Origin of the sequence: Pleionea sp. CnH1-48, assembly GCF_024124665.1 — a bacterium.
Lineage (GTDB): Bacteria > Pseudomonadota > Gammaproteobacteria > Enterobacterales > Kangiellaceae > JAMXSB01.
The window spans coordinates 30,697-56,321 of the sequence record NZ_JAMXSB010000017.1; the positions used below are offsets into that span (position 1 = coordinate 30,697).

Sequence of the window (25,625 nt, forward strand, 5' to 3'; positions counted from 1 at the left end):
TACGATGAGAGTATTGATAGAAAACACAGTAAAAAAGGGCGTTGTTGGATAACAACTCCCATCATAGATAGATATAACTGGATAAATCGATTATCGAGCTTAGCTGGCATTCAGCAAAGAGGTAGCACCCTTAACAACCTGACCGACGCCTTTACTCACGGTTTCAACATACACACTGATGTTGGCCATCTGCATTTGCAGTGGGAGTAAATCGGCAGGTGATATCATTGGGTTCTCTTCGGTGCCCATTTTATCACTGATGGATTGCATTTCCGTTTGATAACTGTTCCCTACATCCACTAACCATTGCATCATGCTGTCACTGTTAGCATTGCCTTCCAGGTGTTGACTAAAGGCATTCGCAGCATCGCCTAAGGAATCACCGAATCCCTGACCACCAGAGCTTCCTACCTGGTTGGCGATTTGGCTCATTGCTTCGATTGCGCTCATGATGTTGTCCTGTGTGATGCGGTTTAGGGGATGTCAGAGCTGGATAGTCGGACTATCCAGCGACTGAGGGATTTTAAAAGGGGGTTAACCTTACAGGTTACGCGCTGCTGAAGTTACGCCGTCTTTAAAGTCTTTGATAACCTGAGTAGATACAGTCCATGCTGATTGCATCTCAGTCATACGCGCCTGTGCTTCCAACATGTCACCGTTATCGGTCAGGTCGTTACCGGAAAGGTAAGTGTTGAAGTCGTCCTGAACCTGCTTAACTTTGGTTAAAAATACTGTATAAACTTCAGCAGTTGATAAGTTGGTGTTACCTGAAGTGAATGAAATTGATGACATTGCCATGATAGTACCCTCGTTTGTTTAGTTTGGCTGGGGATGAGCTTCTCATCCTCTCTTGCTTACTTAGTAACAGGGTCTTTGAGAGAGTTGCGAAAATCGATTAATAATTATTAAAGGTTTATTTATCAATGACTTATAATAAAAAAGCCTTTGATATGGTTAATCAAAGGCTTTTGGTAGAGCAAAAAAGAGTGATTATTCTTGTTCATCTAATCCGAGATAATAAACTCTTTGTTCATTGCCACGGCGTAGCATGAGTTTTTCGGTGCTGATTTCGTCAACAGTAAATCCGTTCTGTAATTTACCACCAGGGGATATGTGCTGGCCCGAGTAGGTAATAATATAGGGACGATCACCGAGCGAAATATCTTTGATACCCAGAATATTCAGCAGGTTCAGGGTTTCGTCATCAAACTCTAGCTGCGGCAACCCTTTGTACTGATCATTAAATTCTTTTTCGATGGTTTTCCATAGTTGGAATTTATCTTTGGGTAACTGCCCAACAACTTGAATATTGTTATTAACCAACTGAGTGGTTACGTTTTCTTTAATGCCTGCTGCTTCCAGCTTCTGCTCAAGTATTCCCAGACGTGACTGCGGCGTTTCAAAAGCGGCAATAAATGCTTTGGCTGCCGGCACATTGCTTAACAAGCTATTTTCTAGCTCTTCCCACTGTTCGCTGTTTGGAAAGTATCCTGTAATAACAAATTCGCCAGGTTGTTCTGCGGCTTTTACTGACAGAGTAGTGTGCTCAAAAGTGACGAGTTGTTCATTAATTTGGGCAAGAATCTTTTCGATAACTTTTATTCGATTAAAGATCTGAATGTTTTGCTCTTTACATTGCGCCATGAGCTGATCAAGCTGGCTGCGAGTATCGACATAACCTGTTAACTGCAAAATACCAGAAGGCTGCAAATTAAATTTAACATGAGGCAGTGCCAAGGTATCTAAGATAGTCGCTAACTTTTGCTCATTGCTAATAACGGGTTCCGTGGGTGTTTCGACGGTGTCATCGCCACTGAACAAAAAGATGCTAACGATACCAATCAACAAGACGATAACAACGACAATGGGCCATTTAGAGCGTTTCTTTTCTTCAGAGTTATTGACACGATCTTCCTCAGTCGCCGTGAGAGCCTGATCGGTTTCTGTTTGCTCATTAGCCGTTGCTTCGGTTTCTTCTCCATCGGCTTCGGTGGAGTCAGATTCCGACAGCTCATCGTCTTCTGGCTTAGACTCATTGAGGCTCGGCAGGCGCATTTCTGGCCACTGTTCGTTAGCTGAGCCTAGAGCAATATAAAAGTGTTTGCTGGTCAGGATGTCGAAAGGCTGGACTACCGTGCTGTCTTCATTGACTGGCTCACCATTCAGGTACCACAATGGCTCTTGTGTCAGATTAACTACTGTACAACCTTCGCTGGTGATATCAATCTTAAAGTGTTGGCCCGATAAGAGTTCGTCGGTCAAAACGATGTCGTTACTTTCGTCTGTACCTAAAGTATAAGAGCCCTCACTGAGCTGAACTTCTGCACCAATGTGCGGCCCAGATAGAATTTTTAAAACCCACTCGTTCATTATTCTGTTCCCGTATCTTTTTTAGTTATCAGAGTCGTCAGACTCAGTGGGGTTAGTAATTTGCTCGTAAACGCGATCAGAGTTGAGTAGTTCCACCTGAGGAACCGTTTTGCCATGAGACTTCTCCGGCGCAAGCACTCTAGGGGTGATCAAAAATAAACGAACAGAACGAGCTTTAGTTTTTTTATTGTTTTTAAACAAGTTGCCTAAAATTGGGATCTTGTGTAAGACAGGTACATGAGTTTCAGTTTCTGTTTCTGACTCAAAGGTATAGCCGCCAATCAGTAAGCTCTCTTTTGCGCCTACAATGGATTGAGTGGTAATGGTTGTGGTGCTGATCACAGGAATTGAATCTACTTGTTGAGTTGTCGATTGCTGCCCATCAACTATTTGAATATCCATCTGCACTTTAGATTTACCATTCTCTTCGAAGACATGCGGAGTTACTTGCAAGATAGTGCCTACAGAAACTGGGAACAGATCAACTTCTTCTTGCCCCGCTACTCGTATATAAAAGGTTTGGCTGTTATCCAGTGTGGCTTCGGTATTATCCAGCGTCAAAAGCGATGGTTGTCCTGTGATTTTTGCATTACCTTGCTGTTCCATCAAACGTAGACGAGCAAGAAAGTAATGACGACCTTCGGCCAGTATCGTTGATAGATCTGTTGCGTGATCATTAACGATAGAGATGCCGCCATCGGTTGGGCTTAATAATACGTCAGGTGCTATGGTGCCGTTGGTGCCTGTCGCTGCAGAAGTATTGATGTCACCAAAATTAATAATGCCGTCGCTACCACGGCGCTGCCAGTCAATACCTAAGTCTTGCAGATTATCGGCGCTGATGCTGATTATTGATACATTGATCTCGACTTGCGAAACGGGTTGATCCAGTTCCTCGATCAGTTTCTGGTACATGGGCATTCTGGATTCCATGTCCCCAATTAAAACAGCATTCAATCGAGTATCAGCTGCAATAAACGTTTGTTGCGTTGGTGCTTCACCGCGAACCTTTTTGGCATTAGCTTTTGTTGGCTTATTGTTGCTTTCGTCTTCTTCTTGGTTCTCTTGTGATTTTGAACTGAATTTTGATAATCCTTTCCCTCGCAAGCCCTCGATAGTGGTGCTCGCGCGTTTAGGTTCATCTTTCGATACTCCCAGTTGCTGATAACCCCCTTCTACCATTTGGCTGATCATGCTGGCCACACCTGGAATAATACTTTCTTCTCCTCGGATGGTCACTTTTCGATCTTCTGCTGGAGCGTACTTTAGTTTAAAGACGCGAATAGCAAAGGTTTCCTCTTTTTCTTTTAATACTTTTTGGTCAAATAATGAGGCTATCTCACTTACAAGCTCTACAAAACGTGGTGGACCCGAAATAAGAATAACACGCTTCTCTTCTACGGAAAGCGAGGTCCAGCGGTAACGTTCGTCCCAAAGTGGAAGTTTGCGCAACAATTTATACAGGGCATCCGCATCAAGATATTTCAGTCGCAGGATTTCACTGGTGATCTCTTCTGGCGTGTAGAAGTAGAACACATGACCATCGTAGTACCACAAAAAACTGGTTATCTTGGAGAGCTGCCCTAAAAATTCTTCGGCTGTGTTGCCAGAGAATTTGCCGTTAATCTGTTGAGTAAGGCCTTCACTGACAATAGCCGGTATGCCGTAACTCACTGAAAAGTCGTTTAAAATTTTACTAATCGATTCACCGTTCGCTACATAACCAAAGGGCTTCTTGCTCCATTTAGGCAGCTTGGCTTCGGCGATATTACTGAATACTGCTGCTATCAGGCAAAGTCCGATACATACCGAATAAATCCTTTTATACATCTATTTTACCCTCTTGTTTTTGGTTGATTGAGTCGTTCGGATCACTGATTTTGCCTCTAATTAATCGTAATGCTTTGTGGTTGCTCAGGGCATGAGCATCATGTTCGGGTGCGGGGCTCGCTGGTTGGAGACTTCGCAATTCTCTTTGAAGAATTCCAGAGCATCAATAAAATTGCCGATCAGTTCTTCAAATAGGTCTGAATTAAGTTCTTGTGTGTTCACCAGTCGGTATAAAACCAGGGTACGTCGGGAGTCTTCCCACGCGATGGTTTCGCGAATATTTTTAAGCTGAATAAGGGCTAGCTGGAGCAGTTTTTTGCAGATGTCTTCCTGCTCCTGTTCGCTGTCGGCCAGGTTGATGATATCGGCGTTGATCAGAATACGCCCGTTGGTTTCTGTGCAGTGGATTGTCATGCCATCACAATAGAAAGAGTACTGGCCTTCGACGGTCTGATCGATTTCCAGTTGGTAGTTATCTTTAAGTTTGTGTAACCATTGCTGCAATGACATTTTACTCACCTGCTACTTGTTTAAGTCATCATTAATTCATTGATTTATTTAATGAACTTTACGATGGTCAATACGTTTTGTTTGCCCAGTCGTTGGTAGTTGACGTCGTCAACACTGTTCAGGATCAAAAAGACTCCCAGCCCGCCAATTTCGCGATCGTCGAGTTGTGCCTCCAAGTTTGGCGTCTTCTGAGCCAAAGGATTGTAGGGCACACCCGAATCAATGACCGTGAGCTGAAACTGTGCATCGTTGGATTCACATTCCAGCTCAATAGTACCTTTGTAGTCACACGGATAAGAATATTGAACGATGTTCACTATGACTTCCTCAACGGCGAGTTTGAGCTGAAGCCACTTATCTTCTCTCATGTTGCATTTCTTAACCACGCCGTCGACGAATGCCATAATAGCTGACAAATTGCACATGGTTGCACGAAATGATGCTTTTGTATTCATAGTCAGTTAACTACCAGAATTAAACATGCATGTATCCATTCTGTGTTTGAGGCTAGCTTAATTTCTCGCTGTAGCGTTCCTTAACTGGTGCCTACTCGTTTGAAAGTTAAGTAACACGGGTGTTTCAAAAGTTGCGTATTGGCGAAAAAAATTTACCCCTTAAACACGAGTAAAAATTGGTTATCGTTTCGCTCCAGCGTCAGGCGTTCTAGCCAAGACTGTTGGCGTGCGTTTGATACTTTAATAAATGTTTTAATAACAACAAGATACAGCCCATCTTCTTGTTCTATAGAACTCATTACTTTAAAAGCCATACCAAGATTATGCTGCGATTGGTCAGGTGATGACTCAAATTGACTGGCGATATAATTAGCAAATATCTCATAAGCGTCTTTATTGCGATCCAGTGAAGCATCTTCTGCCAGCAATTGGCTCTTTAGATCTTCCAGAGTATCTTCACGGTAACAACGTGCATAAGCAAGCCATTGCTTTTGATTCAAGGATGACAGGCACTGTAGGGCGTATTGCTTTGCCAGGCGGTTATATTGCGAACGCTGGTTGGGATCTAGTGGCGCTGACATGCAGCCTGCCAATATCAAACTGAGCAATAGCGAAAGAGTTAAGACTATTTTTTTCATTATTTATACTTCATACAGAGCACGGTTAGATCGTCAGATTGCTCAATGCCTGATGAGAAATCTTTAACGTCGATAATTATTTCGGCTACCAGCTTTTTCGGCGTTTGAGCTTTTAAGCATTGACTCAAAAAGCGCTCTTCGCCATAACATTCACCATTAGAATCAAAGGCTTCGGTTATACCATCTGTATAGGCCAGGAACATGTCTCCAGGTTTTAAGGTCAGGGTGGTAGGCTTAATTTGGGTGTTTTCTATGACACCCAGAGCGATACCTGTGTCACCACTGACAAACTCCGAAGTGCCTGTTTCGCTGTTGACTAACACTGGCGGGTTATGTCCGGCAGAAGCGAAGGTCATTTCGCCTGTGCGCGTATCCAAAATACCCAATATCAAGGTCACAAACATGTGGTATTTGCTGTAGCGCATAAGGTGGTTGTTGGTCTTTTCTATGATTTCCAGAGCACTCATGTCTTCGTGAGAAAAAGACTGACAGAGTGTCATGGTTACTGCCATATAAAGTGCGGCTGGGACACCTTTTCCGGAAACATCACCAATGACAAAAAATACCAGATTGTCATTAAGCGGGATCACATCATAGAAATCGCCGCCAACGTCTTTCGCGGGTTTCATATAGCTGCCCACTTCGACGCCGTTCATATTGAGTCGGTCAATGCGAGTGGCCTGGATCATGGCCATCTGAATCGACTTGGCCACTTTTAATTCGCTTTCGATAGACTCTTTTTCGGCGGTAGTTCGCTTGTAGTTAGCGATGTATTTGACGAGCTTGTTTTCTAGTTCAACAAAGGAGTTGGTGAGATTTCCGACTTCGTCATTTTGCTTAAGAATGGAGTTAATTTTGTTATTTTGTGCGTGCAAAGGGCCTTCAAAATTATGCTCAGCCAGATTTTCTGCAAAGGTGTTCAGCATAACCAGGGGTTTAGAAACCCGTTGCACAAAGAAATACGCAAAAATGGTCCCGATTATAAATATCAGCAAAATAAAGGTGCTTTCGGCCAGCACGTCTTTCATTACGTGATTTTCGATCAGCGCCAGATCCATGCCCACATGCACCTGTCCCACTTTTCCTAATAAGATAGGTACCGCAACATCCAGTTGGCGTTGCCCATTTTCGAGCGTGATGGTGCTGATCTGCGCTTCTCGTAGCAACGAGTTGTTATGCAGCGAGTGCTTAATGGATGGTGGGATAACTGGGATAAATGTATGGGCGATGATTCTATTATCATGGTTAACGATATAGACGTAGTTAACCCCTTTGATGTCCATGTATTGTTCTATGGTAGATTGAACCACCGCGGCATCGCGAAACAGGATCATATCAACACTGCTGTCGGCCAGACTCATGGCAATGGCGCTGCCCTTACTTCGATATTCTTCAAGCAAGCTTTGGTAGAGCGTGTAGCCAGAATAGCCTGATGCGACCGAGGTAACCGCCAGGTAAGCCAGTGTTAATAATAGAAAGGTTTTCTGAAATAATTTCGACATAACTTAAAGTTGCAGTTGCTTCCAGTCTTCAAGAGGGACCAGTTTATTGTTTTGGATGGTCGTAAAGTATATTTGCTCAAAGCCCTGATGTTCGTTCTTTGAGAAGCTGACAGCCCCGCCGATCTTGAGGTCGACTGTGGCTCCGCTGTTGAGGTGATTGACCAGATCTTCCTGTTTAAAGTCTTTTGGCAGCTGATTCATTAATTCCACCAGCATTTTGGCGTTCAAAAAACTTTCAAAGCTCACATAGCTGTATTTTTCTCCATTAGTTGTCGAAAAATGGCTGGCTAGCTGGGTTCCGTATTGATCCATAATGGCTCGGTATTCCTGGGCCGTTGGGTTATCTGGATGGTTGTAATCTGGAACGACCTGAGAGATGACCAGTTTATGAGTGTAAGATTTGCCGCTTTTGTTTTCTTCTTCGTTGAGCTTGTTGAGCAGACTCTCTGTGCCAACAAAAGATATGTTTGCGATAGGTACATCCAGACCAATATTACGCGCATCGCGGATAAAGCCTGCTGCGGCATTGTAGGCACCCACAATCAAAATGACATCTGGTTGTGCGTCTTTCAAGTACTTTGCTTGAACTTCATAGCTTTCTTCATAAGGGCTATTGCGTTGGTAAGTACTTTCTTTCACTATCTCAATGGTGCCCAGGTTGGCCATGGATTCAACGCCTTCCCAGCCACTGCGGCCATAGGCATCGCTTTGATAAAACAGACCCACTCGAGTCATACCCAGATGACTAAAATGGCTGAGCATGCTAATGATTTCGGCTTTATAAGAAGCTCGTAGATTAAAAACGAAGGGCTCGTAAGGGGCCCGTCGAATGGACTGAGCACCGGTAAAAGGAAACATCAAGGCGACCTGGCGCGATTCATAACGCTTTAGAATCGGCATCATGCGCAAAACCGTAGGTGTGCCAACAAAACCAAACAGGATGTTGATATTAAGATCTTCAATAAAGTGAATGGCATTTTTGATCGCGGGTAATGGTTCGTAACGATCATCTTTGGCGTGCAAATAAATCTTGCGGCCGTGGATGCCACCTTGCTCATTGATATGGGTGAAATAGGCTTGGCTACCGCGATACACTTCTATCCCGGTTTCGACAGCGGCGCCAGATAAAGGCAATGACATGCCAATTTTTATCGTATCGCTTGCTGTTGCAATAACTGACCATCCTGTCAGAAGTACAAACAGTAAGGCTTTCTGAATGTGTGCCAACATGTTAATTCTCTTGTTTATGCGACTATGAGGTACAGCTTTGAGAGTTTATTGGTTTGATAGCTCTTCTATTAACTGTTTAAGCTCGTTTCGATCAATGGGTTTTTGACTGTCTCTGGGTAGGAGTTTTAACGCCGTTGAAAATGCATCAAGAGCTTTCTGTTGGTTGTTTAATGCTTTGTGGCAGTGGCCTGCCAGATAGGGAGGCATAGGATCTTTTACATCCAGAATGCTGGCCATGCATAAAGCATTGATAGCTTCTTTATATTTCTTTTGATTACGCTGGCTAGCGCCCAGTGCCAACCAGTAACTTTGGGTCAGGTGGCTGTAGTAGCACAAAAGGTTGAAGACTTTTTCTGCTTCGGCCCATTTTTCTTGCTCAAATAACTCATAACCAAAGCTATACAGTTGCTCCATATATTCTTTGGATACACCTTTAGCTTTAACAATTTCTCCGCCACGGCTATAAAAAGCTTCCATGACTTGTTGCCATTGTTGCTGCAACTCGGCTTGTTCGTCTTCACTCAAGTGTTCAAATTCGAGAATGCTCATGCGGGGTTATTTGATTACCTTCAAGTATTTTGGGTTATTAGATAAACATCTTCGGGTTGTTCGGCGGCGATATATTATCGTCTTTTAGCAACCCTCGTAAGTCATCAACAACATCATTGGATTGTTTTACAACCTTTTCGACCGATGAGTCTGAGAGCTGATTGTTGTTCGTCACCGAGAGCACTGAGGCCAGGTTGATTTGTTCGGTCGAGATTTTTTCGGCGTAGTGGGCGGCTGATAATTCATCCATACCGGATTTTAGAAAAGCGGATTCCAGCTTCTCAATTAATTTATCGGCGTCTAGCCCGTCAATTCCGCCAATTGTGTACTTTAGAGCCGTCAAAAAGAGTTTGGAATTCATGTCTTCTGGATCTTCATCGAGCGACAGGCTTGATGGATACCAGCCAGTTGTTTCTGAACGTTGAGGCGAATTGAATTCTTTCATGACATCGTCAAGTGACTCTTTGACGTTCTCTGGCATGTCACTCTTTTGGAGTGCGTCAAACACGTCTCTAGGGGTTAATACTGGTCCCATCGCACCCAAATTTGGCTCTAACCCAATTTTTATCAAGCTCATATTGGGCTTAACAAAATGGGGAGCAGGCAGCATGCTCTGTTCGGGGCCACTTAATGCACCTTCGAACTGACCTGCATCACCCGCCGAAGGTGTTTTCTTAGCACCTTGGGTTCCAGATGTTTTTGATGTTTGCCCAACTTTGCGAGCAAAGTCTGACGGGCGAATGGGTCCAATACTCATGGGGTAAATCCCAACCTCTTTAATCTAACGGTAGTTTTGTATTGAGTAACATTCGATGCACAAAAGTTGCTCGATTGCACCTTTGTGATTAAACGACTGTATTACTCTAATAAAGCTTCAACGCCGCCCAGCTGTTCTTTCAAACGCTTGCGGACTCTAAACAACTTGCTCTTTAGTGAACTGACAGAGATATCAAGCTCTTCGGCGACTTCGTCGTAAGATTTGTTCTCTACAGATACCATCAACAAGGCCTGACGCAGATCGTAAGGCAACTCTTCAATGGCCTTCGACAACTGCTCCATATTCTGGTCGGTACTTAAGTTTTCGTCGGGACGCTCAGAACTGGCAGCATGGCCTAATGTTTCATCGTCAACAAATGAGTACTTATATTCGGGGGAGCGGTTGTAGTAATTACGCGTAAGGTTGATTGCAATACTGGTTAACCATGTTGAGAAGCTTGAGCGAGCTTCAAAATTACCAATACTGCGTTGAGCTTGAATCAGCGTGTCCTGAACGAGATCTTCGACATCCTCTAATCGAGATACGTGTCCGCGAACAAAGTTGAACAGCTTTCGATAATGAGTATCGAATAGTATATTCAATGCAGCGCTGTCGCCATTTTGGGCGCGCTCGATGAGTGCTCTTTGTCGCTCATCAGACGATTTCTTGTTCGCAGCTGTTTCAACAGGGTTCATAATGCCAGTTAGTTATCTTATGCAGTCTGTTATTAGTATCACGGTAAATTATACTAGTGCAAAAGAAATAAGGGCAACTTCAATCATTATTTATGCCAAGGAGATACGATTTATCTCATTTAAAAGAGATAAATTAATTATTGTGGCTGGCATTCAATAAAAATCCGTTGTACTAAATTCAACAACTAACTATTTGATTCTTAAAATACAATTCAAGTTATCTTGCAGCCAAGTGACTTGGTATTGGTAAGCAAATAAACTAAGAAAAATCTCGCTCAATTATTGATAGCTTAAAAATTTCAAATTGCTATATATATGATAGTAAACCAATCAATGCAAAGGTCCAGATAACAACGTTTATAAATGTGGAATAAATAAGGAGGCCTTTGCCCGTTTTTTGAGAGTTACGATTGACTTCTTTCCATCCCATAAAAGTTAGTAAACTCGATATGAGTGATGCACCCATGACGATAAAAATGTCTAGCTCAAATTTTGTAACAATCAAAAATGCCGCGGTAATGATCACTGCAGAAAAGACTGCGGGTTTGGAGTAAGAGGGTTTCTTGGACGAGTCCTCAGATGTCGTATTATTTTCCACAAAGTTATGCCTGATTATGATGATATCCTTGTGTATTTTATGGGACAAAAGTACTCATGTATAGACAGGCCTGCGCACAGGTGTTTGTTAACCCGTGCATCGAGAGGCCCTGCTTGATGAGCTATGTAATAAAAATCACCCTATTTTTTAGGGGCATTGATTGGCCAGTTTTTTATCAAAATGACTGAGCACTTGTTTAAAGTAGGCTTCTTGACTTGTGTTGCCATAATCATGAGCAAAAGAAATATCATCAAGAATCATATTTCGAATGACGGTGATCCCACCCTGCTTTTTTACCAGAGTCTGTGCTAGCTCAATCGCGACAATATCGGGTAGATTTTCATGTTCTGCGATAGCAGAGATCTCTCCTTCTGCTAAATCGCAAAAGCCGTAGCAATCCTCAATGGTGATCATATTTGACCTCTGGAATAGTTGCTTAAGCCAGTGATTGGTATGTTGGATCTATAAACTATTACAACCAGCTTCAGCTATTTCGTCTCAAATAGTATTGCTCTACTCCTGCTCTTGCGCAAATAGATCGTTGGCATTTTGCTTAAGAAAACTCCGAATAAGATGAGCCGTGTTAGAAAAGACCCATAGAGCGATTTATGGCATTTTAAAAAGTGTTTTTAATATTCCATTTTTTGCTAAATAAAAAAAAGCCCGCCATAAACAAACGGGCAATAATTGGGAAGAAAAAAGAGTGAGAGTGGTGTGACAAAAAATACTGGGGAATACTTTTTGTCGATTTCAAAAGACCTTGCAGCTACTCGTACGAATAAAAAATAGGGTGAGTTCGTTCTAGCGCGCTGGCTTTTGAGGAGAGCTTTACTCTCACTACTGTTTAATGAGTAACGTAAAGAACCAGTAAGTTGCGAAATAAAATGGATAGGAGAATTTTCTCTTAGATAAAAGGGAGATTGAATGTCTGATGGTGGACAACTTAAGAGTGAAGGAGAAGGTTAAGAAAGATAACTACTTATTAAAAAAAGGGCACAGCTTCCACTGTGCCAAAGGTTGGAGAGTCACTTGCTATGACGTTTAAGAAACTTGAAAAAAGTGATGGGTGATGTCTCCAATCAATTTCCCTAAGAGGATTGAGCCTCCTTGCTCAAAAGCCATCACCTTGATTAATCTTCGTGACTAGTTTTGTGCCACACTGGTGTCGGTATCCGCAGAGAAGCGAATGCTCACACGACGTTCTTGTGCATAGCCATCCACATCGCCTTTTGAAACGCTTGAAGTGGATTCACCATAAGCGGTAGTGATGATGCGGTGAGCAGCAATGCCTTGCTCCATCAAACGCTGACGAACTTCATTCACTCGAGACTCTGATAAAGCCTGATTGTAAGCTTCATCACCTCGTGGGTCGGCATAGCCGTCCAGGTTAATGGTCAATGTTGGGTACTGTTGTAAAAAGCCAGCCAGTTGGTCGATACGTTGAGTGGCTTCGGTGTTCAGTGTGCTGGATGCGGTACGGAACATCAGGTCCATTTGCAGACTCTCCGAGCCATTGAGTGTTGGGCTTTGTTGAGCGGTTAAGTAAGCCTGATGTTTTAAGGTATCGATTTCAGCCTGTAGCGCTTGTTGTTGGGTGTGTGCATCAGACAATTGCGTCTTCATGCCATCAACCTGATTGGCGGTATTGACTTCATCGCCTAACAATCCGCCGATGGCTGCTCCGATTAAGAAGCCGATGGGGCCACCTGCAGCTGCACCTACCAGAGCGCCGCTGGCGACACCGACGTCTTGTTCGGTGCTGGATTTCTTGGCAGCGAAAGCGGATGTGCTGTGAGACAAAGTGGCAGCGATGATGGTAGAGATGATGATGGCTTTTTTCATGATGTAATCCTCGATGTTTGGGTTTTAAAATCGCCCTCCGTAGCGTTTTTTGATTCCAATCTACGGGGATGCTTGTTGTACCTCGTTGTGTGTTGTTGTCGGGGTACGGGAGTTATTAAACCAAGAGGAGGGGGCTTAAAGATGGGTAGAAACGGGCAAACCAGCGGGTAAATGTGGCCAAATTCGGGCAGCAGGTCTGATTTGTAGTGTGAGAACACAACTTTTGACCGTAATAAGTTACTGATAAAGTATGGAAAGTTAACGTGATGATGAAGTTATGAGAATTACTATTCGCCCCGCAACCAAACAAGATGCTGCTGCTATCGCTCAGATTATTTATGATTCTTCTGTGCCGATTATTACTGATGAGTTTGATGAAGAAGCGACGGCCATCTTCCTGAGTGCTGCGACTGCCGAGGCGATTAGCTATTACATGGATAATGGCACGGAATACCATATTGCCGAGTGCAATGGACGCGCCATAGGCACCGTAGGCATTGATGATAAGGCACATCTATTTCAATTGTTTGTGTTGCCGGAGTTTCATCGACGGGGTCTTGCCAGCTATTTATGGAATCACGGCAAAGAGCATTATATGGAGCATAAGAGCACCACTTACTTTACGGTAAATTCATCAAATTTTGCTGTGCGTTTTTATGAGAAGTTAGGCTTTCAGCGTACTGGCCCTATGGAAGAGAAAAAGGGCGTTAAGTTTAATCCGATGCGTTTGTGCCTCGCCAGTGCCTAAATCATACAAAAACGGCACTGAATATCAGTGCCGTTAGATTAGGAGTAACGATTCGTTACTTGCTGCGTTTCCTAAGTGTGGGAAGCAATAACAATCCAAGCCAGGCCAAGCCGACAGGGCCACCGCCGCCGCCACTGTTGCCATTGCCGTTATTATTTCCATTACCGCTTTGATCCGTCACAGTGACCGATGCGGTTGCTGTCGCGTTGCCGCCTTTACCATCCGATACTGCTATCTGAAAGGTCAAAATGGTATTGGTGGTAACATCGGGAGCGGTAAAGCTCATGCGCGCGGTGTTAGCGTTCGACATGGTGACATTGGCTCCGCCTGTCTGTGTCCAGGTATAGGTCAATGTATCATTATCAGGATCGCTACTGCTGCTGGCATCCAATACAACGTTCGTGCCTTCTGCAATGGTTTGAGAGGCTTGCGATACACGTGCTACTGGCGCACCGTTAGGCGTACCACAGGATTTGGCTTGAGATACAAAGCTGTATCCTGTTGGGTTGGTGTTATCTTTTAATACGAACAGACCATACTCGATATCACTCACCAAAATATTTCCAGAAGGCAGATAAGGATAGGTTCCCCATGCGCCATTGAAGTTCGCTGAGTTTTGAGCTGGGATCATAAAGGTATCGAAATACCCGGTACGCGAAATATTGTTTGGGTTAGATACATCGAGAATGGTTAATCCTGAGCGATAGGTCGACATGTAATAATGGTTACCTTTAGTAAAACCATTGTGGTCGATAGAGCGGTCAGGCCCAGTCCAGGTGTGAGTGAGCGTTGGATTTTGCAGGTTGCGGATATCCAATGTGCGAACTGTGGTGTTTAAACCCAGATTCTGCTCATCCAGCTCGTCTTGAATAAAAATAAAGTTCTTGTCTGCTGACCACCAGCCAGAGTGAGTGTAGCTAGCGCCGTTATAAGGCGTTTCGCTGATCTTGAAGGGAGCTGCTTTGTTGGTCATATCCCAGATATCAACGGTTTTTTCGTTAAAGTCGATGAGCAACTCACAAGGATTATGACCGGCAGCACACTGGCTGGTACGAGCATCATCAATCACTAAGGTGGTTGCATCATGGACGTATCCGGTTCCCACTGGTGGGGTTGTTACCAGAGCAGGATTGCTTGGATCGGCCATCGAAAATACGCGGTATGCACCGCCGTCTCGATTTGCTCCCGCGATGTACATGTAAGGCTCCATATTGGGTAGCGCAACACCGGTGGTGTAATCTACGTTAGCCATGTAAACATTATGTGCAGTCGAAAAATCAGAAATAGTGCGTGTAAGATTGATGGAGTTTGGCAAGTTGCTCAGGTCAATAACCTGTAGCCCCTGACTGGCTTCAGTGGTGACATAAGCCCAGGCTTTGTGTTGGTTCGTGGTTTCGTCACGACATTGATAAACTTTAACATCGCGCCAGCCAGAAGATTGTCCGCTAATGGTGCCTATTTCTCGTGGTGCAGTTGGATCGGTTACATCGATAACTGTGGTGCCATTTTGCAAACCCACGATAGCGTATTCACGATTGTCATCCAGATCAACAAAGCCCCAGATATCATTCATGCTAGAAGGACGGCTGGATAACTCATTCAATGGGAAGTGCGAATGCAGATCAACTTTGTCACAATCGTAGGTGGCAGCTTGACCATTCGTACAGGTTGCTGGACCTTCGATCTTATTCGTCATTTTTTGATACGTATCGAGCATCTCTCGATCACGTTTGCTGAGTTTGGTCGCCTGGCCTTTTTTATCCTGAACCAGATTAAATCCGCGCTCGGCAAGTTGAGCACGATATTCTGCTGGAATACCCGTAATGGTGGTTACGTACTTGTTAGTATCTTGTTTGCGATAACCGTCTTTAACGGTATAGCCACCGTTGACTTGCACCATATCTGAAAGCAGAAAAAATAACTCATCACCTTGTACATGGTAGCTACCTGATGCGACTTTAACAGAGTCACCTTTTCCAGACTGGTTAACGGCGTAAGAGATCGTTTTGCAACGAGTGACTGCGGTAGAACATTCGCCTGCATCTTTGCCATCAGGGGCAACAAAACGAACGGGATGTGCGCCGCTATGAGCCCAGATACTTGAGCTAGAGGTGACGCTGGCAATGGCAAATGGGATAAGATACTTCCACCTCATGATAGGGTGTCCTCATTATTTTAGGTAGGTAATGATTACGACATTAGCAATAGACCATAGGGTTCACAATGTATTTATTCACAATAATGATGTTAAAACGTCATCAAAAGTCTTTTTTTGTGTAGCGTTTTGTAGCATTGTGAATCTTGGCACATTGTGTGAATTCTCTTTTTATAAAAAATAGAACATTAGATAAAAAAATTTATTACTTTTTTATCTAATGCAAAGAAAGAGGACTTGAGCTTTTTTTGTATCGAGATACTTCTTTTTAAGTATTTAATTTTTGTTTATTCTTCATATTCCATATACACATCGGCGCGTTCGTAGTGAGAGCTGTCCGTTTTTGCTTTGTGCTTAAAGCCTAGCGATTCATACAGAGTGATCGCTGGTTTTAACTTTGAGTTGGATTCAAGAAACAGTATTTTTCCATCGGTACTTTTATAATAATCAATTGCGTATTCAGCTAAGCGGCGACCTATCTTTAAACCTTGATACTTTTCGGTCACGGACATTTTGCTTAACTCAAAGCGACCGCCTTCCAGCTGCATGAGTGCTGCGGTTCCTACGACTTCATCATTGTATTTGGCTAAAAATATCTGTCCGCCTTGGGTTAAAATATTTTCTTCTGGATTGGATAATACTTCGTTATCAATGGCTTCAACATAGAAGTACTTTTCTAACCACTCCACATTAAGACGTTTAAAGTCGTCACGATATTGAGGTTCAAATGGAATGATCTCTACTGCGGAGTGTCGTTGCTGTTGTTTATTCATAATACGCGCTGCCAAAGAACAGTTTTTTTGCTCGGCTTCTATTAATAGTAAAGACTCAAGAAAATCATCGGTTGTTACTGTTAACATCTCTTCTACGCTGGCTTCAATATCTTCCCAAATAGAGCTGGTTTGCTTAATAAAGCCGTGGCCAGATGGTGTTAAGCTCAATAAACGACGACGCTCATCTGCTGGGTCGGTTTTACTTTCTACATAGCCTGCTTTAAGTAGTTTGTTACTCATCTGACTGACAGATGAGTGAGCCTGTTCTAACCACTCCGCCAATTGAGTAATCCCGGCATCACCGTTTTCATTGAGCAGCAGTAAGATCGCAACACATCGTGATGACAGAGTAATGCCCTGAGACTGATACACCTGGTCGACATCATCGAACATCTGATCGCTGATTTTCTTTAGACGGGAGCCTAATGTGAGGGCACCAAAATCTTTTAAATGTTTCATAGCTTTCTGTAAATATGTCGGAACTTACGTAAATTATGTAGGTTCCGACGTATTTATCAAGTAGAAATTACTAAATTTGCCGATGTTGAAATATAAAAAGGAAGATGATATTAAGAAAAAATCCTTATTTATTAAATGGTTACTGGGCCAGATGTTGCTCAAAATTATTGGTTCAATCAGATGATCTTCAGGCAACATCTGGCCCAATTCCGTTTGCCTTTGTCCTCCTTAGGCTGTGCTTTCCCTTTGGCATTGCGTTCCCGAATAAGACAGCAGGCTGGTAGATCCTAAGAAGTAGATTTGACACTTTGAGGGGATATTTTTGAATGATTTATGAACGAACTAGTATCTAAAACGAAAAAAGGGCGATGAGTGTTCGCCCTTTTTTCTGCTTGGTGCCTAAGTATTTTAGAAGTTAGCGTAGCTAAACGTAATAAAGCTTTGGCGACCGGGCGCGTTGTATCCAACCACATTGACTGGCGCTTCATCAGTTGCATCGCTAATTTTAACGCTGATGGTTAGTTCGTCAGTGACCGAAATATTCGCGGCTAAGTTAATCTGTGAGTAGCTGTCTAAGCTGACACGAGTTGCCGGAAACGTCGAGAAGTCGTTATCAGGTCTTTCTCCAGTGTAGATACCTTGAGCCATTAGACTGACATCGCCAAAGTCATAACTGACGGTGTAAGCAAAGTGCTTTCTTGCGCGACGGATCAGCTGAGTGTTGGCTGGTTCGTTAGTGACAGAATCCAAACTTTTATCTGTTGCACGAGTAAGATCGTAGCTGACTTTATGATGCCATTCGTCACCGCGGTACTGATACACCACTTCCTGACCTGCTAGCTCTGCGCTGGCAATGTTGATTGGACGAGTAACAAAGTTTGCATCGCTACGGAAGGCTATCAGATTATCAAAGGTGTTTTCGTAAACCGAAATTAACCAGCTGTGATTGCCTGCGTTATGCTTCAGCAAGATTTCGTTGTTATAGGATTTTTCTGATACCAGGTTAGGGTTTCCACCAAAGAAAGCTGAATCAGGGTAGAACAAATCATTAAAGGTTGGAACTCGGAAGCCTTTTGCTCGTGAGAAAGCAATCATGGTCTCAGGTGTAAAACGATAGCCTACGCTTGCACCAAAAGAGCTTTCACTGTCGATGGTTTCAACATCATCATAGCGGAGAGAAATGTCTGCCAAAATGTTATTGGCGCTGTAGGAAGCCGCAACAAAAGTGGCAGAGACATTGCGTTCAGTTTCTGTGAAGATTGTCGCCGCTTCTACTTCATCATTGTAATAGTCAAAGCCAGCCGACAAGCTGAACTCAGGATTAAATTCATAACGACTGAAAGCGTTTAATTGTTGACGTCGTGTTTCGATCATAGGCGCACCATTACGCGAAATCTGGTTGCCATAGCTCGTTAAGTAATCGCGGCTATTTTTTACATTGATTTGCGTTGATAGAGCATCCTGGTTGTAGTTATAGCCAAGATTCCAGAAGTAATTGCGGTAATCACTTTCGTTACCACCATAAATGGAATCGTACTCTGAGTTACCTCGATCACCTTGTGCTACCCAGTTAAGCTGAGATGCTTGAGAAAGCTTATAGTTACCACGAAGTGATGTTGATATACGGCGGTATCCATCCAGATCGCCATCATTCAACACATCGATACCTTCGCTTTCTACACTGCTAACAGTAAGAGTATTATGCAAGTCTTTGCTACCAAGACCCATGATAAATTTGCCGCCAGTGAATTCTTCTGAGCCTGCCTTAACGCCAACACCAAATTCACCGTTCTCTAACTTACGGGTGAAAATCTGGATCACTGCTCCGATGGCGTCAGAACCCCATTGCGCAGCGCGTGGACCGCGAACGACCTCAATACGCTCTATAAGCGCTGGCGATACACTGGAGAGATCTTTATTACCCAGAGTAGCAGAACCAACACGCACGCCGTCAATTAAAACTAAGGTGTGGTTCGAGTTGCCACCACGAGAAAAAATAGAAGTGTTTTGTCCTGCACCGCCCTGACGGACAACATCCAGTCCGGCAATGCCAGTTAACAGATCTGCGAGGGATTCAGGTTGTAGACGATTGATGTCGTCACGGGTGATGACTTCAATGGGTGCTAATACATCATTGATGTCTTGGGGAGTACGATTCGCTGTTACGACAAGGTTGCCTTCGTTATCTGCGAATGCAGATATAGCAGAAGAGGCCAGAACCATCGCAATGGTTTGGCTTAAAATTGTTTTATTCACTTTGTTACTTCCTCAAATGTGACGCCCGCCGCGTCGATAAAAATACAACAGAGCTAAACAACAGCCTGCTTTTAATCATCACTGAGTCGGTCTCCGGACTTAGTATTTGTTACCAAATACATTACCGTTGCGGGGGCAGTGTCAGATTTTCACTGACTTCCCGTGATGTTTCGATTCGAGTCAAAACACTCAGCGTTATACCCAAAGTATTTCAAGATGAAGGTAGGCGGCCAGCAAGCGAGCCCCCTGAGCTTAGATAGACTAAGTGATTGGGGTGAGCGCGCAGCCAACACCGCTGCATCTTGAAAGTCGACGGGTATATATCAATCATTCATCTTATGAAGAATGGCTGACTCTTCTTGCTTGATAACGAATAAGATCGAAGTCAATTCGATGCTTACCGTGCGCTATCAATGGACTGGCAAAGCAAAGTTAATCCCTCGATTGCACGGGGAGTGAATCGATGTAACAAATCGCCATTAAGGGTAAACAAATGATTGTTCTTGACGGCGGGGATTTCTTGCCAGTTTTTCCAAATTGCTTTTTTGGCCCCGATATTTCCACTGTGATGAGGGACAACAATCACCTCTGGGTTTTTAACAATGACTGACTCAATCGACACGATTGGGTAGTCGCTTGTGGCATCATTAAAAATATTTTTGCCGTTACAGCTGCGGATCAGATTTTCAATCCAGCTGGCAGGGCCCACAGTGCGGAGCGGATCATGCCACATTTGGTAGAATACCTTAACTGCTTTTTTAGATTTATATTGATTCTTTATAGCTAAATAGTCTTTTTGCAGTTGTTTGGTTACTGCAATCGCCTGTTTTTCGTGTCCAATGTGCTTGCCGAACGCTAATATTTCTTTGCTGATATCTTCAAAACGTCGAGGTTTGGAGGTGAGGGTTTTGATACCTAGCTGCTGCAATTTGCGAATATCTTCTTGCTTGTTGCCACTTTCCCACACAATGACCAAATCCGGTTTTAGCTCCAGGACGCGTTCTATCTGAATGCCATGATAGTTACCCACACGTTCTATTTTTTTTGCGGCTTCGGGATAATCTGAGTACTCAATGGCTCCTATTATTTTGTCTCCTGCTCCGATGGCATAAAGCATTTCGACAATGTGCGGCGCCAGCGCGATAATGCGTTGAGGCTTCTGGGCTTGTGATGTGCTTATAAAAGTCAGTAAGGTTATTAATACCGACAGTTTGGTTAAGAGCTTCACCAGTCGACTCCTTTTCTTGCCTTTACGCCTTGAGTAAAAGCGTGTTTTACATTTTTGATATCGCTCACAGTATCTGCGATGTCTCTTAACTCCGTTGGTGCACCACGACCAGTGATGACAACGGATTGATTTTCTGGACGTTGTTGAATGGCAGTGAGCACTTCGTCTTTGGGTAGGTAATCGTATCCCAGCATGTAAGTGAGCTCATCTAATAGCACCAGGTGGTATTCGGGATCTTTTAAAAACTCAATGGCTTTTTTCCACACACGGGTGGCGGCAGCTATATCGGCTTCTCTGTTTTGTGTTTCCCAGGTAAAACCGGTTCCCATAACTTCAAAAGGAACGCCCGATTTTTCTAACAGTACTCGTTCGCCACATTCCCAGGTCCCTTTTATAAACTGTACAACAGCGGCTTTGTATCCATGTCCCACGCAGCGAGCAACGGTACCAAACCCTGCTGTGGTTTTTCCTTTACCGTTACCTGTAATCACAATGACGATGCCTCGTTCTTCTTGAGCTATCGCAACATTGTTATCGACTTTCTCTTTTATTTTTTTTTGCTTTTTTACATGTTTATCATTGTCAGTCATAAGGGGAATTTCCAGTGTGGGAACAGAGTTTCCCAGTCTAAGTGTTCTTCAAAAGTATCGGCCAGGCGATCCAGTTCTTGCTCGCGAATCTGTGCGCCATCTAAGGATTGCAGTGACTCACCACAAACCCACTTTAAGATCTCTTGTGTGGTTGCCGCGTTTTCAAAAAGCCCATGGAGATAAGTGCCGACAATATTTTGTTCTTCGCTAATAACACCATCATCAGCAGTAGTTCCGGCGCTTGTGATGAGTTTTGCAAAGGGCTTTTTAAGGGCTAGACCATGGCTGCGACCTGCATGGATTTCGTACCCTGTGACAGCACACTCGTTAAAGATAGATGTTAGTTTGCCTTGAATATTGGTGAGCTGTTTTTGAGGTTGTAGAGTTGTTTCAAAGTCGAGTAACTGCAAAGCCTCGCTCGATCCTGGCGAGCTTTCAACTCCATTGGGATCATGAATTGCTGTTCCCAACATTTGAAAGCCACCACAGATCCCCATCAGCTTTCCACCATAACGCAAATGTTTCTTTATCTGATCATGCCAGCCTTGCTGTATTAAGAAACGCAGATCATCGCGAACATTTTTAGTACCTGGCAATAGGATGAGATCACAAGAGGGCAATGATTCGCCCGGTGGCACAAACATCAAATCGACTTGTGGATGCCAGCGTAATGGATCAAAGTCTGTATGATTGCTGATCCGAGAAAGAACCGGCACCACAATGCGAACTTTAGCCTGTTGTTGATCTTGTTCGATATTAATGGCGTCTTCAGCATCTAACTTCATATTGAGCAAGTAAGGTAAGACACCAAACACCTTTCTTTGAGTTCGTTCCTCCAACCAATCAAGTCCGGATTGTAGTAACTGAATATCGCCACGAAATTTATTAATAATAAATCCGCGTACTCGCTGTTGCTCACTATCAGAAAGTAAGGCTAAGGTTCCTGTTAAATGAGCAAAGACACCACCGCGATCAATATCACTGATAATCGCAACTGGACAATCAACCGCTTCGGCGAATCCCATGTTGGCGATGTCACCTTTTCGTAGATTAATTTCTGCGGGACTGCCTGCTCCTTCGACAATGATCGCGTCAAATTCGTTGGTCAAACGGTTGTAAGATTCTAAGACGGCATCCATCGCCCGCTGTTTATAATCCTGATAGTCAACAGCATCCATCGCTTGAATAGGATGTCCGTGGACGATGACTTGCGCATTTTTATCGCTGTTAGGTTTCAACAAGATAGGATTGAAGTCAATCCGTGGTTCTAAATAACAAGCAGCGGCTTGTAATGCTTGGGCCCGGCCAATCTCTCCGCCGTCGTGAGTGACCGCGCTGTTTAAAGCCATATTCTGTGGTTTAAAAGGAGCAACTTTATAACCATGACGAGCTAATACTCGACAAATACCTGCAACGGCAATGCTTTTGCCGGCATTAGATGTTGTACCCTGAATCATCAGGGTATTCGAAGCTATAAATGAAACTCGACTAGGCTGCATGCACAGACTCAACAGAATGATTCATGCCGACAAGGCGAGGCCATAAAACGCCATCGTCATCGCGGAAAATAGAAATGTGTGTAATGCTGCCATAGTCAAGACTGATACGACGCAAATGGCTGGCACTGTGATAGTCCATATTCAATGTCCAGGCAATTAAGGTACGAATAACGCCTGCATGTGCAATCAGTAATACATTCTGCCCTTGATAGTTTTGTTCCAGTTTTAGTAATGCCTGTTCAATGCGTTGCGTGAATTGAGCAAGTGGCTCACCCTGTGGTGGCGTAAAATCCTCAGGGCTTTGCCAGAAGCTTTGCATCTCGTCTTTATGGTTTTGCCACAAACTATGATATGTCATACCATCCCACTGTCCAAAGTTACATTCACTCCAGGATGGATCGATAAGCAAAGGCAAATTTTGTTCGTCAGTCCATTCTTGGGCAAAAGCGCTACAACGTGATAGAGGTGAGCTAATGACCTGATGAAGCTCCGATATTTGACTCACGTTATTGCGCATTTGTTGCCAGCCATGATCACTTAAAGGACGATCAGTAATTCCTAGCAAACTGGGATCACCGGTTGGTTGCCCATGGCGCAAACAATACAAGTTAAGAGTCATAAAACGTTTTGCTCCTTTAATGTTAGAGGAAGGCCTGCAACAACAAGAGTGACATGATTGGCAACTTGAGCCAGTGACTGATTGAGCCAACCCGCTTCATCGACAAACTGTCGACTTAACTGCCCAAGGGGGACAATACCCGAGCCGACTTCATTGCTAACAATAATAATGTCACCTTCAAATTGTTGAAGGGCTTCTATAAATTCTTCTTTTTCTTTAACCCAGTTAACTGAGTCGTAGTGTAACCAGTTACTGAGCCATAATGTCATGCAGTCAATCAACAAGCAGGGAGTCTTGTTCGATAAACTGTTTATTCTTTTTGCAAGATGCAAAGGCTCTTCAATCACTTGCCAATGGTCGGGGCGCTGTTGTTGATGACGGCTGATCCGTTGTTGCATTTCATCATCGTCGGCTGTTGCCGTCGCAATGACTGTTATCTGGTCACTGATTTTATTGGCAGTTGATTCTGCTAGACGACTTTTGCCTGAGCGTGCTCCACCAGTAAAGAGATAGATCATTGCGCCACTCCAGCCGATAGTAATAAAGCACAATAGATTAATAGTTCACTGATTTGTTGAGCTGCGCCAAGATTATCCCCTGTAAAACCACCTAAGTGACGTTTTAACCAGATGGCGTAGATTATGACGAACAAGGTGATGGTTACAAAAACCACCAAGGCTTGTTGAGGGATTAGAATTAAGGCAAGCAGTCCACTTGCCATGGCAATACCAAAATCGAGAATGGATTGATTTTTTGAGAGTGGCTTTACTTTGGAAAGCTGATCTTCTGTGACGTAGGGCAACCAAAATATCAGTCCTGTGGTTAATGTTCGGCTTAATGGATGGGCGACAATTAAGGCTAGCGCAACATCCGGCAAAGATGTTAATAACTGAAACTTAAGCGCTAACACAAACCAAATGGCAACGGCTCCATAGGTTCCCAGCCGAGAGTCTTTCATGATGTTAAGCTTTTGTTCTTTTGTCCAACCACCACCGATGCCATCCGCTGTATCGGCCAGGCCATCTTCATGAAAAGCCCCGGTTAGAAAAATGCTAAATAACATGCTTAACAAAACAGCAATATTGATCGGAAACAGTCTTTCTAGTAACAAAAACACAGCAGCGCATAAAAGCCCTATTATCCATCCTACAAGTGGAAAATAACGGCTGGCATGATTTAATTTTTCTTCACTAAAGTCGATAGACCAACGAATCGGTAAACGAGTAAAAAAGCTGATCGCAATTAGAAACAGTTCCCATTGATGACGTAACAATGTCATACCTTGGTTACTCCTGCGCTTTCAAAGCTTGCCATATCGTTATAAAAACTGGCGGCAGCTTGCAAAAGAGGAAAAGCCAAGGAAGCACCGGTACCTTCGCCTAAGCGCAAGTTTAGATTTAGCAAAGCGCTTGCTTGCAAATATTCGAGCATGCTTTTGTGTCCAGCTTCGTTTGATTGATGACAAAATATCATGTAGTCCTTACTTGCTGGGAACATCTTATGGGCAATGAGTGCTGCACTGGTTGCAATAAAACCATCGACTAAAATAACCGCGCCTGCTTCGGCAATGGCCAACATTGCCCCCACCATTTGCACAATTTCAAATCCACCAAGTGTCGATAAAATCGCTTCAGGTGTTTCTAGTGAGTGTTTATGTTTTTCCAGAGCTTGCTCAATCAGATGAATTTTTTTATTAAGATGATCATCATCGATACCCGTTCCACGGCCAACACATTGTTCAATGGGAAGTTGCGTTACTGCTGCCATAATAGCGCTAGCAGAACTCGTGTTGCCGATACCCATTTCTCCTAGAGCGATCACATTGCTGCCTTGTGCTAAATGAGCGCGTGCAATTTCGGCACCCCAATACAAGCCCTGAGAAACTTGTTGCAGAGTCATCGCTGAGGAATGAACAAAATGTTGAGTACCTGCCCCTAAGCGTTGGCTCTTTAGGATAGGAGATACAAAATCGATCGGTTCCAAAATGCCTGCATCGATTACATTAAGCTGCATCCCGGTGGTTTGGCAAAAACAATTGATCGCGGCACCACCGTGAACAAAGTTAAGCACCATCTGATGGGTAACCGACGAGGGAGCGATGCTGATGTTTTCTGCGGCGATTCCATGATCGGCTGCAAATACCAACATAGTGGGTTGGCGTAATTCGATACGATTGGTATCAGTGATCAACGCCAGTTGATGAGCCAAAGCTTCCAGCTGTCCTAACGCGCCAGGTGGTTTTGTTTTATTATCAATACGCTGCTGTATCTCAGAGCTTTGTGAGCGATCAAGAGGGTGAATACTAAACATGATAAAAAATGG

The 25,625-nt window shown here is 43.7% G+C and carries 25 protein-coding genes and 1 riboswitch; of the genes, 1 reads left to right on the plus strand and 24 read right to left on the minus strand.

The window, feature by feature from the left end; translation table 11 throughout:
• Positions 1 to 99: 99 nt before the first annotated feature.
• The 14 genes from NH399_RS22250 to pdsO all read right to left on the minus strand — a co-directional run bounded on the left by NH399_RS22250 (position 100) and on the right by pdsO (position 12,976).
• Positions 100 to 450 carry a hypothetical protein gene (locus tag NH399_RS22250; protein WP_253043412.1) on the minus strand — a complete coding sequence of 117 codons (351 nt, stop codon included), beginning with the start codon at positions 448 to 450 and terminating at the stop codon, positions 100 to 102.
• A 90-nt stretch (positions 451 to 540) separates the two neighbouring features.
• A complete protein-coding gene (locus NH399_RS22255; protein ID WP_253043410.1) occupies positions 541 to 798 on the minus strand; it encodes a hypothetical protein in 258 nt (85 codons plus the stop codon).
• A gap of 192 nt (positions 799 to 990) precedes the next feature.
• Positions 991 to 2,370, minus strand: coding sequence for a type III secretion system inner membrane ring subunit SctD (sctD, locus tag NH399_RS22260; RefSeq protein ID WP_253043413.1), 1,380 nt, complete (start codon positions 2,368 to 2,370; stop codon positions 991 to 993).
• A 21-nt stretch (positions 2,371 to 2,391) separates the two neighbouring features.
• Complete coding sequence (gene sctC / locus NH399_RS22265; RefSeq protein WP_253043414.1) at positions 2,392 to 4,200, minus strand: type III secretion system outer membrane ring subunit SctC; 1,809 nt, start codon at positions 4,198 to 4,200, stop codon at positions 2,392 to 2,394.
• Between the two features lie 84 nt (positions 4,201 to 4,284).
• Positions 4,285 to 4,710: a CesT family type III secretion system chaperone gene (locus NH399_RS22270; RefSeq protein ID WP_253043415.1), complete on the minus strand. Its 426-nt coding sequence runs from the start codon at positions 4,708 to 4,710 to the stop codon at positions 4,285 to 4,287.
• A gap of 44 nt (positions 4,711 to 4,754) precedes the next feature.
• On the minus strand, positions 4,755 to 5,165 hold the full coding sequence (locus tag NH399_RS22275; RefSeq protein WP_253043416.1) for an ATP-binding protein: 411 nt from the start codon (positions 5,163 to 5,165) through the stop codon (positions 4,755 to 4,757).
• Between the two features lie 152 nt (positions 5,166 to 5,317).
• A complete protein-coding gene (locus NH399_RS22280; protein WP_253043417.1) occupies positions 5,318 to 5,803 on the minus strand; it encodes a hypothetical protein in 486 nt (161 codons plus the stop codon).
• On the minus strand, positions 5,803 to 7,305 hold the full coding sequence (locus NH399_RS22285; RefSeq protein WP_253043418.1) for a SpoIIE family protein phosphatase: 1,503 nt from the start codon (positions 7,303 to 7,305) through the stop codon (positions 5,803 to 5,805). Before NH399_RS22285 ends, NH399_RS22280 begins: the two co-directional genes overlap by 1 nt.
• A gap of 3 nt (positions 7,306 to 7,308) precedes the next feature.
• The gene (locus NH399_RS22290) at positions 7,309 to 8,535 is read right to left on the minus strand and encodes an ABC transporter substrate-binding protein (RefSeq protein ID WP_253043419.1); all 1,227 of its coding nucleotides are present in this window, start codon (positions 8,533 to 8,535) and stop codon (positions 7,309 to 7,311) included.
• Between the two features lie 45 nt (positions 8,536 to 8,580).
• Positions 8,581 to 9,084 carry a SycD/LcrH family type III secretion system chaperone gene (locus NH399_RS22295; RefSeq protein ID WP_253043420.1) on the minus strand — a complete coding sequence of 168 codons (504 nt, stop codon included), beginning with the start codon at positions 9,082 to 9,084 and terminating at the stop codon, positions 8,581 to 8,583.
• A 37-nt stretch (positions 9,085 to 9,121) separates the two neighbouring features.
• On the minus strand, positions 9,122 to 9,841 hold the full coding sequence (locus NH399_RS22300) for a hypothetical protein (RefSeq protein WP_253043421.1): 720 nt from the start codon (positions 9,839 to 9,841) through the stop codon (positions 9,122 to 9,124).
• A 101-nt stretch (positions 9,842 to 9,942) separates the two neighbouring features.
• A complete protein-coding gene (locus tag NH399_RS22305) occupies positions 9,943 to 10,536 on the minus strand; it encodes an RNA polymerase sigma factor (protein ID WP_253043422.1) in 594 nt (197 codons plus the stop codon).
• A gap of 745 nt (positions 10,537 to 11,281) precedes the next feature.
• On the minus strand, positions 11,282 to 11,548 hold the full coding sequence (locus NH399_RS22310) for a hypothetical protein (protein WP_253043423.1): 267 nt from the start codon (positions 11,546 to 11,548) through the stop codon (positions 11,282 to 11,284).
• 729 nt (positions 11,549 to 12,277) lie between these two features.
• Entirely contained in the window at positions 12,278 to 12,976 is a 699-nt protein-coding gene (gene pdsO, locus NH399_RS22315; RefSeq protein ID WP_253043424.1) for a sortase-associated OmpA-like protein PdsO, read from the minus strand.
• A gap of 277 nt (positions 12,977 to 13,253) precedes the next feature.
• On the opposite strand from pdsO, the gene NH399_RS22320 reads away from it, so the two are divergent.
• Positions 13,254 to 13,724: a GNAT family N-acetyltransferase gene (locus NH399_RS22320; protein ID WP_253043425.1), complete on the plus strand. Its 471-nt coding sequence runs from the start codon at positions 13,254 to 13,256 to the stop codon at positions 13,722 to 13,724.
• Positions 13,725 to 13,779: 55 nt separating this feature from the next.
• Here NH399_RS22320 and NH399_RS22325 read toward each other — a convergent pair whose 3' ends face one another.
• The 10 genes from NH399_RS22325 to cobT all read right to left on the minus strand — a co-directional run bounded on the left by NH399_RS22325 (position 13,780) and on the right by cobT (position 25,613).
• Positions 13,780 to 15,879, minus strand: a complete 2,100-nt coding sequence (locus NH399_RS22325) for a choice-of-anchor B family protein (RefSeq protein WP_253043426.1) — start codon at positions 15,877 to 15,879, stop codon at positions 13,780 to 13,782.
• A 287-nt stretch (positions 15,880 to 16,166) separates the two neighbouring features.
• Positions 16,167 to 17,111 carry a helix-turn-helix domain-containing GNAT family N-acetyltransferase gene (locus NH399_RS22330; RefSeq protein WP_253043427.1) on the minus strand — a complete coding sequence of 315 codons (945 nt, stop codon included), beginning with the start codon at positions 17,109 to 17,111 and terminating at the stop codon, positions 16,167 to 16,169.
• A 408-nt stretch (positions 17,112 to 17,519) separates the two neighbouring features.
• Positions 17,520 to 19,367, minus strand: coding sequence for a TonB-dependent receptor domain-containing protein (locus NH399_RS22335; RefSeq protein WP_253043428.1), 1,848 nt, complete (start codon positions 19,365 to 19,367; stop codon positions 17,520 to 17,522).
• A 66-nt stretch (positions 19,368 to 19,433) separates the two neighbouring features.
• Positions 19,434 to 19,575, minus strand: a riboswitch (cobalamin riboswitch).
• Between the two features lie 189 nt (positions 19,576 to 19,764).
• Positions 19,765 to 20,595 carry a helical backbone metal receptor gene (locus tag NH399_RS22340; RefSeq protein ID WP_253043429.1) on the minus strand — a complete coding sequence of 277 codons (831 nt, stop codon included), beginning with the start codon at positions 20,593 to 20,595 and terminating at the stop codon, positions 19,765 to 19,767.
• Entirely contained in the window at positions 20,592 to 21,185 is a 594-nt protein-coding gene (cobO, locus tag NH399_RS22345) for a cob(I)yrinic acid a,c-diamide adenosyltransferase (RefSeq protein WP_253043430.1), read from the minus strand. Before cobO ends, NH399_RS22340 begins: the two co-directional genes overlap by 4 nt.
• The gene (locus NH399_RS22350; RefSeq protein WP_253043431.1) at positions 21,182 to 22,684 is read right to left on the minus strand and encodes a cobyric acid synthase; all 1,503 of its coding nucleotides are present in this window, start codon (positions 22,682 to 22,684) and stop codon (positions 21,182 to 21,184) included. The genes cobO and NH399_RS22350 overlap by 4 nt, the downstream gene beginning before the upstream one ends.
• Entirely contained in the window at positions 22,674 to 23,303 is a 630-nt protein-coding gene (locus tag NH399_RS22355; protein ID WP_253043432.1) for a histidine phosphatase family protein, read from the minus strand. The genes NH399_RS22350 and NH399_RS22355 overlap by 11 nt, the downstream gene beginning before the upstream one ends.
• Positions 23,300 to 23,821: a bifunctional adenosylcobinamide kinase/adenosylcobinamide-phosphate guanylyltransferase gene (cobU, locus tag NH399_RS22360; protein ID WP_253043433.1), complete on the minus strand. Its 522-nt coding sequence runs from the start codon at positions 23,819 to 23,821 to the stop codon at positions 23,300 to 23,302. The genes NH399_RS22355 and cobU overlap by 4 nt, the downstream gene beginning before the upstream one ends.
• Entirely contained in the window at positions 23,818 to 24,582 is a 765-nt protein-coding gene (locus NH399_RS22365; RefSeq protein ID WP_253043434.1) for an adenosylcobinamide-GDP ribazoletransferase, read from the minus strand. The genes cobU and NH399_RS22365 overlap by 4 nt, the downstream gene beginning before the upstream one ends.
• Positions 24,579 to 25,613, minus strand: coding sequence for a nicotinate-nucleotide--dimethylbenzimidazole phosphoribosyltransferase (gene cobT / locus NH399_RS22370; RefSeq protein WP_253043435.1), 1,035 nt, complete (start codon positions 25,611 to 25,613; stop codon positions 24,579 to 24,581). Before cobT ends, NH399_RS22365 begins: the two co-directional genes overlap by 4 nt.
• Positions 25,614 to 25,625: the final 12 nt, after the last annotated feature.

What these genes read in the sequence shown, in the direction of transcription:
- NH399_RS22355 (WP_253043432.1), bottom strand. Translation starts at nt 23,303, where the DNA reads ATGACTCTTAACTTGTATTGTTTGCGCCATGGGCAACCAACCGGTGAT.
- NH399_RS22320 (WP_253043425.1), top strand. Translation starts at nt 13,254, where the DNA reads ATGAGAATTACTATTCGCCCCGCAACCAAACAAGATGCTGCTGCTATC.
- cobU (WP_253043433.1), bottom strand. Translation starts at nt 23,821, where the DNA reads ATGATCTATCTCTTTACTGGTGGAGCACGCTCAGGCAAAAGTCGTCTA.
- NH399_RS22310 (WP_253043423.1), bottom strand. Translation starts at nt 11,548, where the DNA reads ATGATCACCATTGAGGATTGCTACGGCTTTTGCGATTTAGCAGAAGGA.
- NH399_RS22285 (WP_253043418.1), bottom strand. Translation starts at nt 7,305, where the DNA reads ATGTCGAAATTATTTCAGAAAACCTTTCTATTATTAACACTGGCTTAC.
- sctD (WP_253043413.1), bottom strand. Translation starts at nt 2,370, where the DNA reads ATGAACGAGTGGGTTTTAAAAATTCTATCTGGGCCGCACATTGGTGCA.
- NH399_RS22280 (WP_253043417.1), bottom strand. Translation starts at nt 5,803, where the DNA reads ATGAAAAAAATAGTCTTAACTCTTTCGCTATTGCTCAGTTTGATATTG.
- NH399_RS22270 (WP_253043415.1), bottom strand. Translation starts at nt 4,710, where the DNA reads ATGTCATTGCAGCAATGGTTACACAAACTTAAAGATAACTACCAACTG.
- NH399_RS22325 (WP_253043426.1), bottom strand. Translation starts at nt 15,879, where the DNA reads ATGAGGTGGAAGTATCTTATCCCATTTGCCATTGCCAGCGTCACCTCT.
- NH399_RS22330 (WP_253043427.1), bottom strand. Translation starts at nt 17,111, where the DNA reads ATGAAACATTTAAAAGATTTTGGTGCCCTCACATTAGGCTCCCGTCTA.
- NH399_RS22350 (WP_253043431.1), bottom strand. Translation starts at nt 22,684, where the DNA reads ATGCAGCCTAGTCGAGTTTCATTTATAGCTTCGAATACCCTGATGATT.
- NH399_RS22300 (WP_253043421.1), bottom strand. Translation starts at nt 9,841, where the DNA reads ATGAGTATTGGACCCATTCGCCCGTCAGACTTTGCTCGCAAAGTTGGG.
- cobO (WP_253043430.1), bottom strand. Translation starts at nt 21,185, where the DNA reads ATGACTGACAATGATAAACATGTAAAAAAGCAAAAAAAAATAAAAGAG.
- cobT (WP_253043435.1), bottom strand. Translation starts at nt 25,613, where the DNA reads ATGTTTAGTATTCACCCTCTTGATCGCTCACAAAGCTCTGAGATACAG.
- NH399_RS22250 (WP_253043412.1), bottom strand. Translation starts at nt 450, where the DNA reads ATGAGCGCAATCGAAGCAATGAGCCAAATCGCCAACCAGGTAGGAAGC.
- NH399_RS22305 (WP_253043422.1), bottom strand. Translation starts at nt 10,536, where the DNA reads ATGAACCCTGTTGAAACAGCTGCGAACAAGAAATCGTCTGATGAGCGA.
- NH399_RS22255 (WP_253043410.1), bottom strand. Translation starts at nt 798, where the DNA reads ATGGCAATGTCATCAATTTCATTCACTTCAGGTAACACCAACTTATCA.
- NH399_RS22365 (WP_253043434.1), bottom strand. Translation starts at nt 24,582, where the DNA reads ATGACATTGTTACGTCATCAATGGGAACTGTTTCTAATTGCGATCAGC.
- NH399_RS22295 (WP_253043420.1), bottom strand. Translation starts at nt 9,084, where the DNA reads ATGAGCATTCTCGAATTTGAACACTTGAGTGAAGACGAACAAGCCGAG.
- NH399_RS22275 (WP_253043416.1), bottom strand. Translation starts at nt 5,165, where the DNA reads ATGAATACAAAAGCATCATTTCGTGCAACCATGTGCAATTTGTCAGCT.
- NH399_RS22290 (WP_253043419.1), bottom strand. Translation starts at nt 8,535, where the DNA reads ATGTTGGCACACATTCAGAAAGCCTTACTGTTTGTACTTCTGACAGGA.
- pdsO (WP_253043424.1), bottom strand. Translation starts at nt 12,976, where the DNA reads ATGAAAAAAGCCATCATCATCTCTACCATCATCGCTGCCACTTTGTCT.
- sctC (WP_253043414.1), bottom strand. Translation starts at nt 4,200, where the DNA reads ATGTATAAAAGGATTTATTCGGTATGTATCGGACTTTGCCTGATAGCA.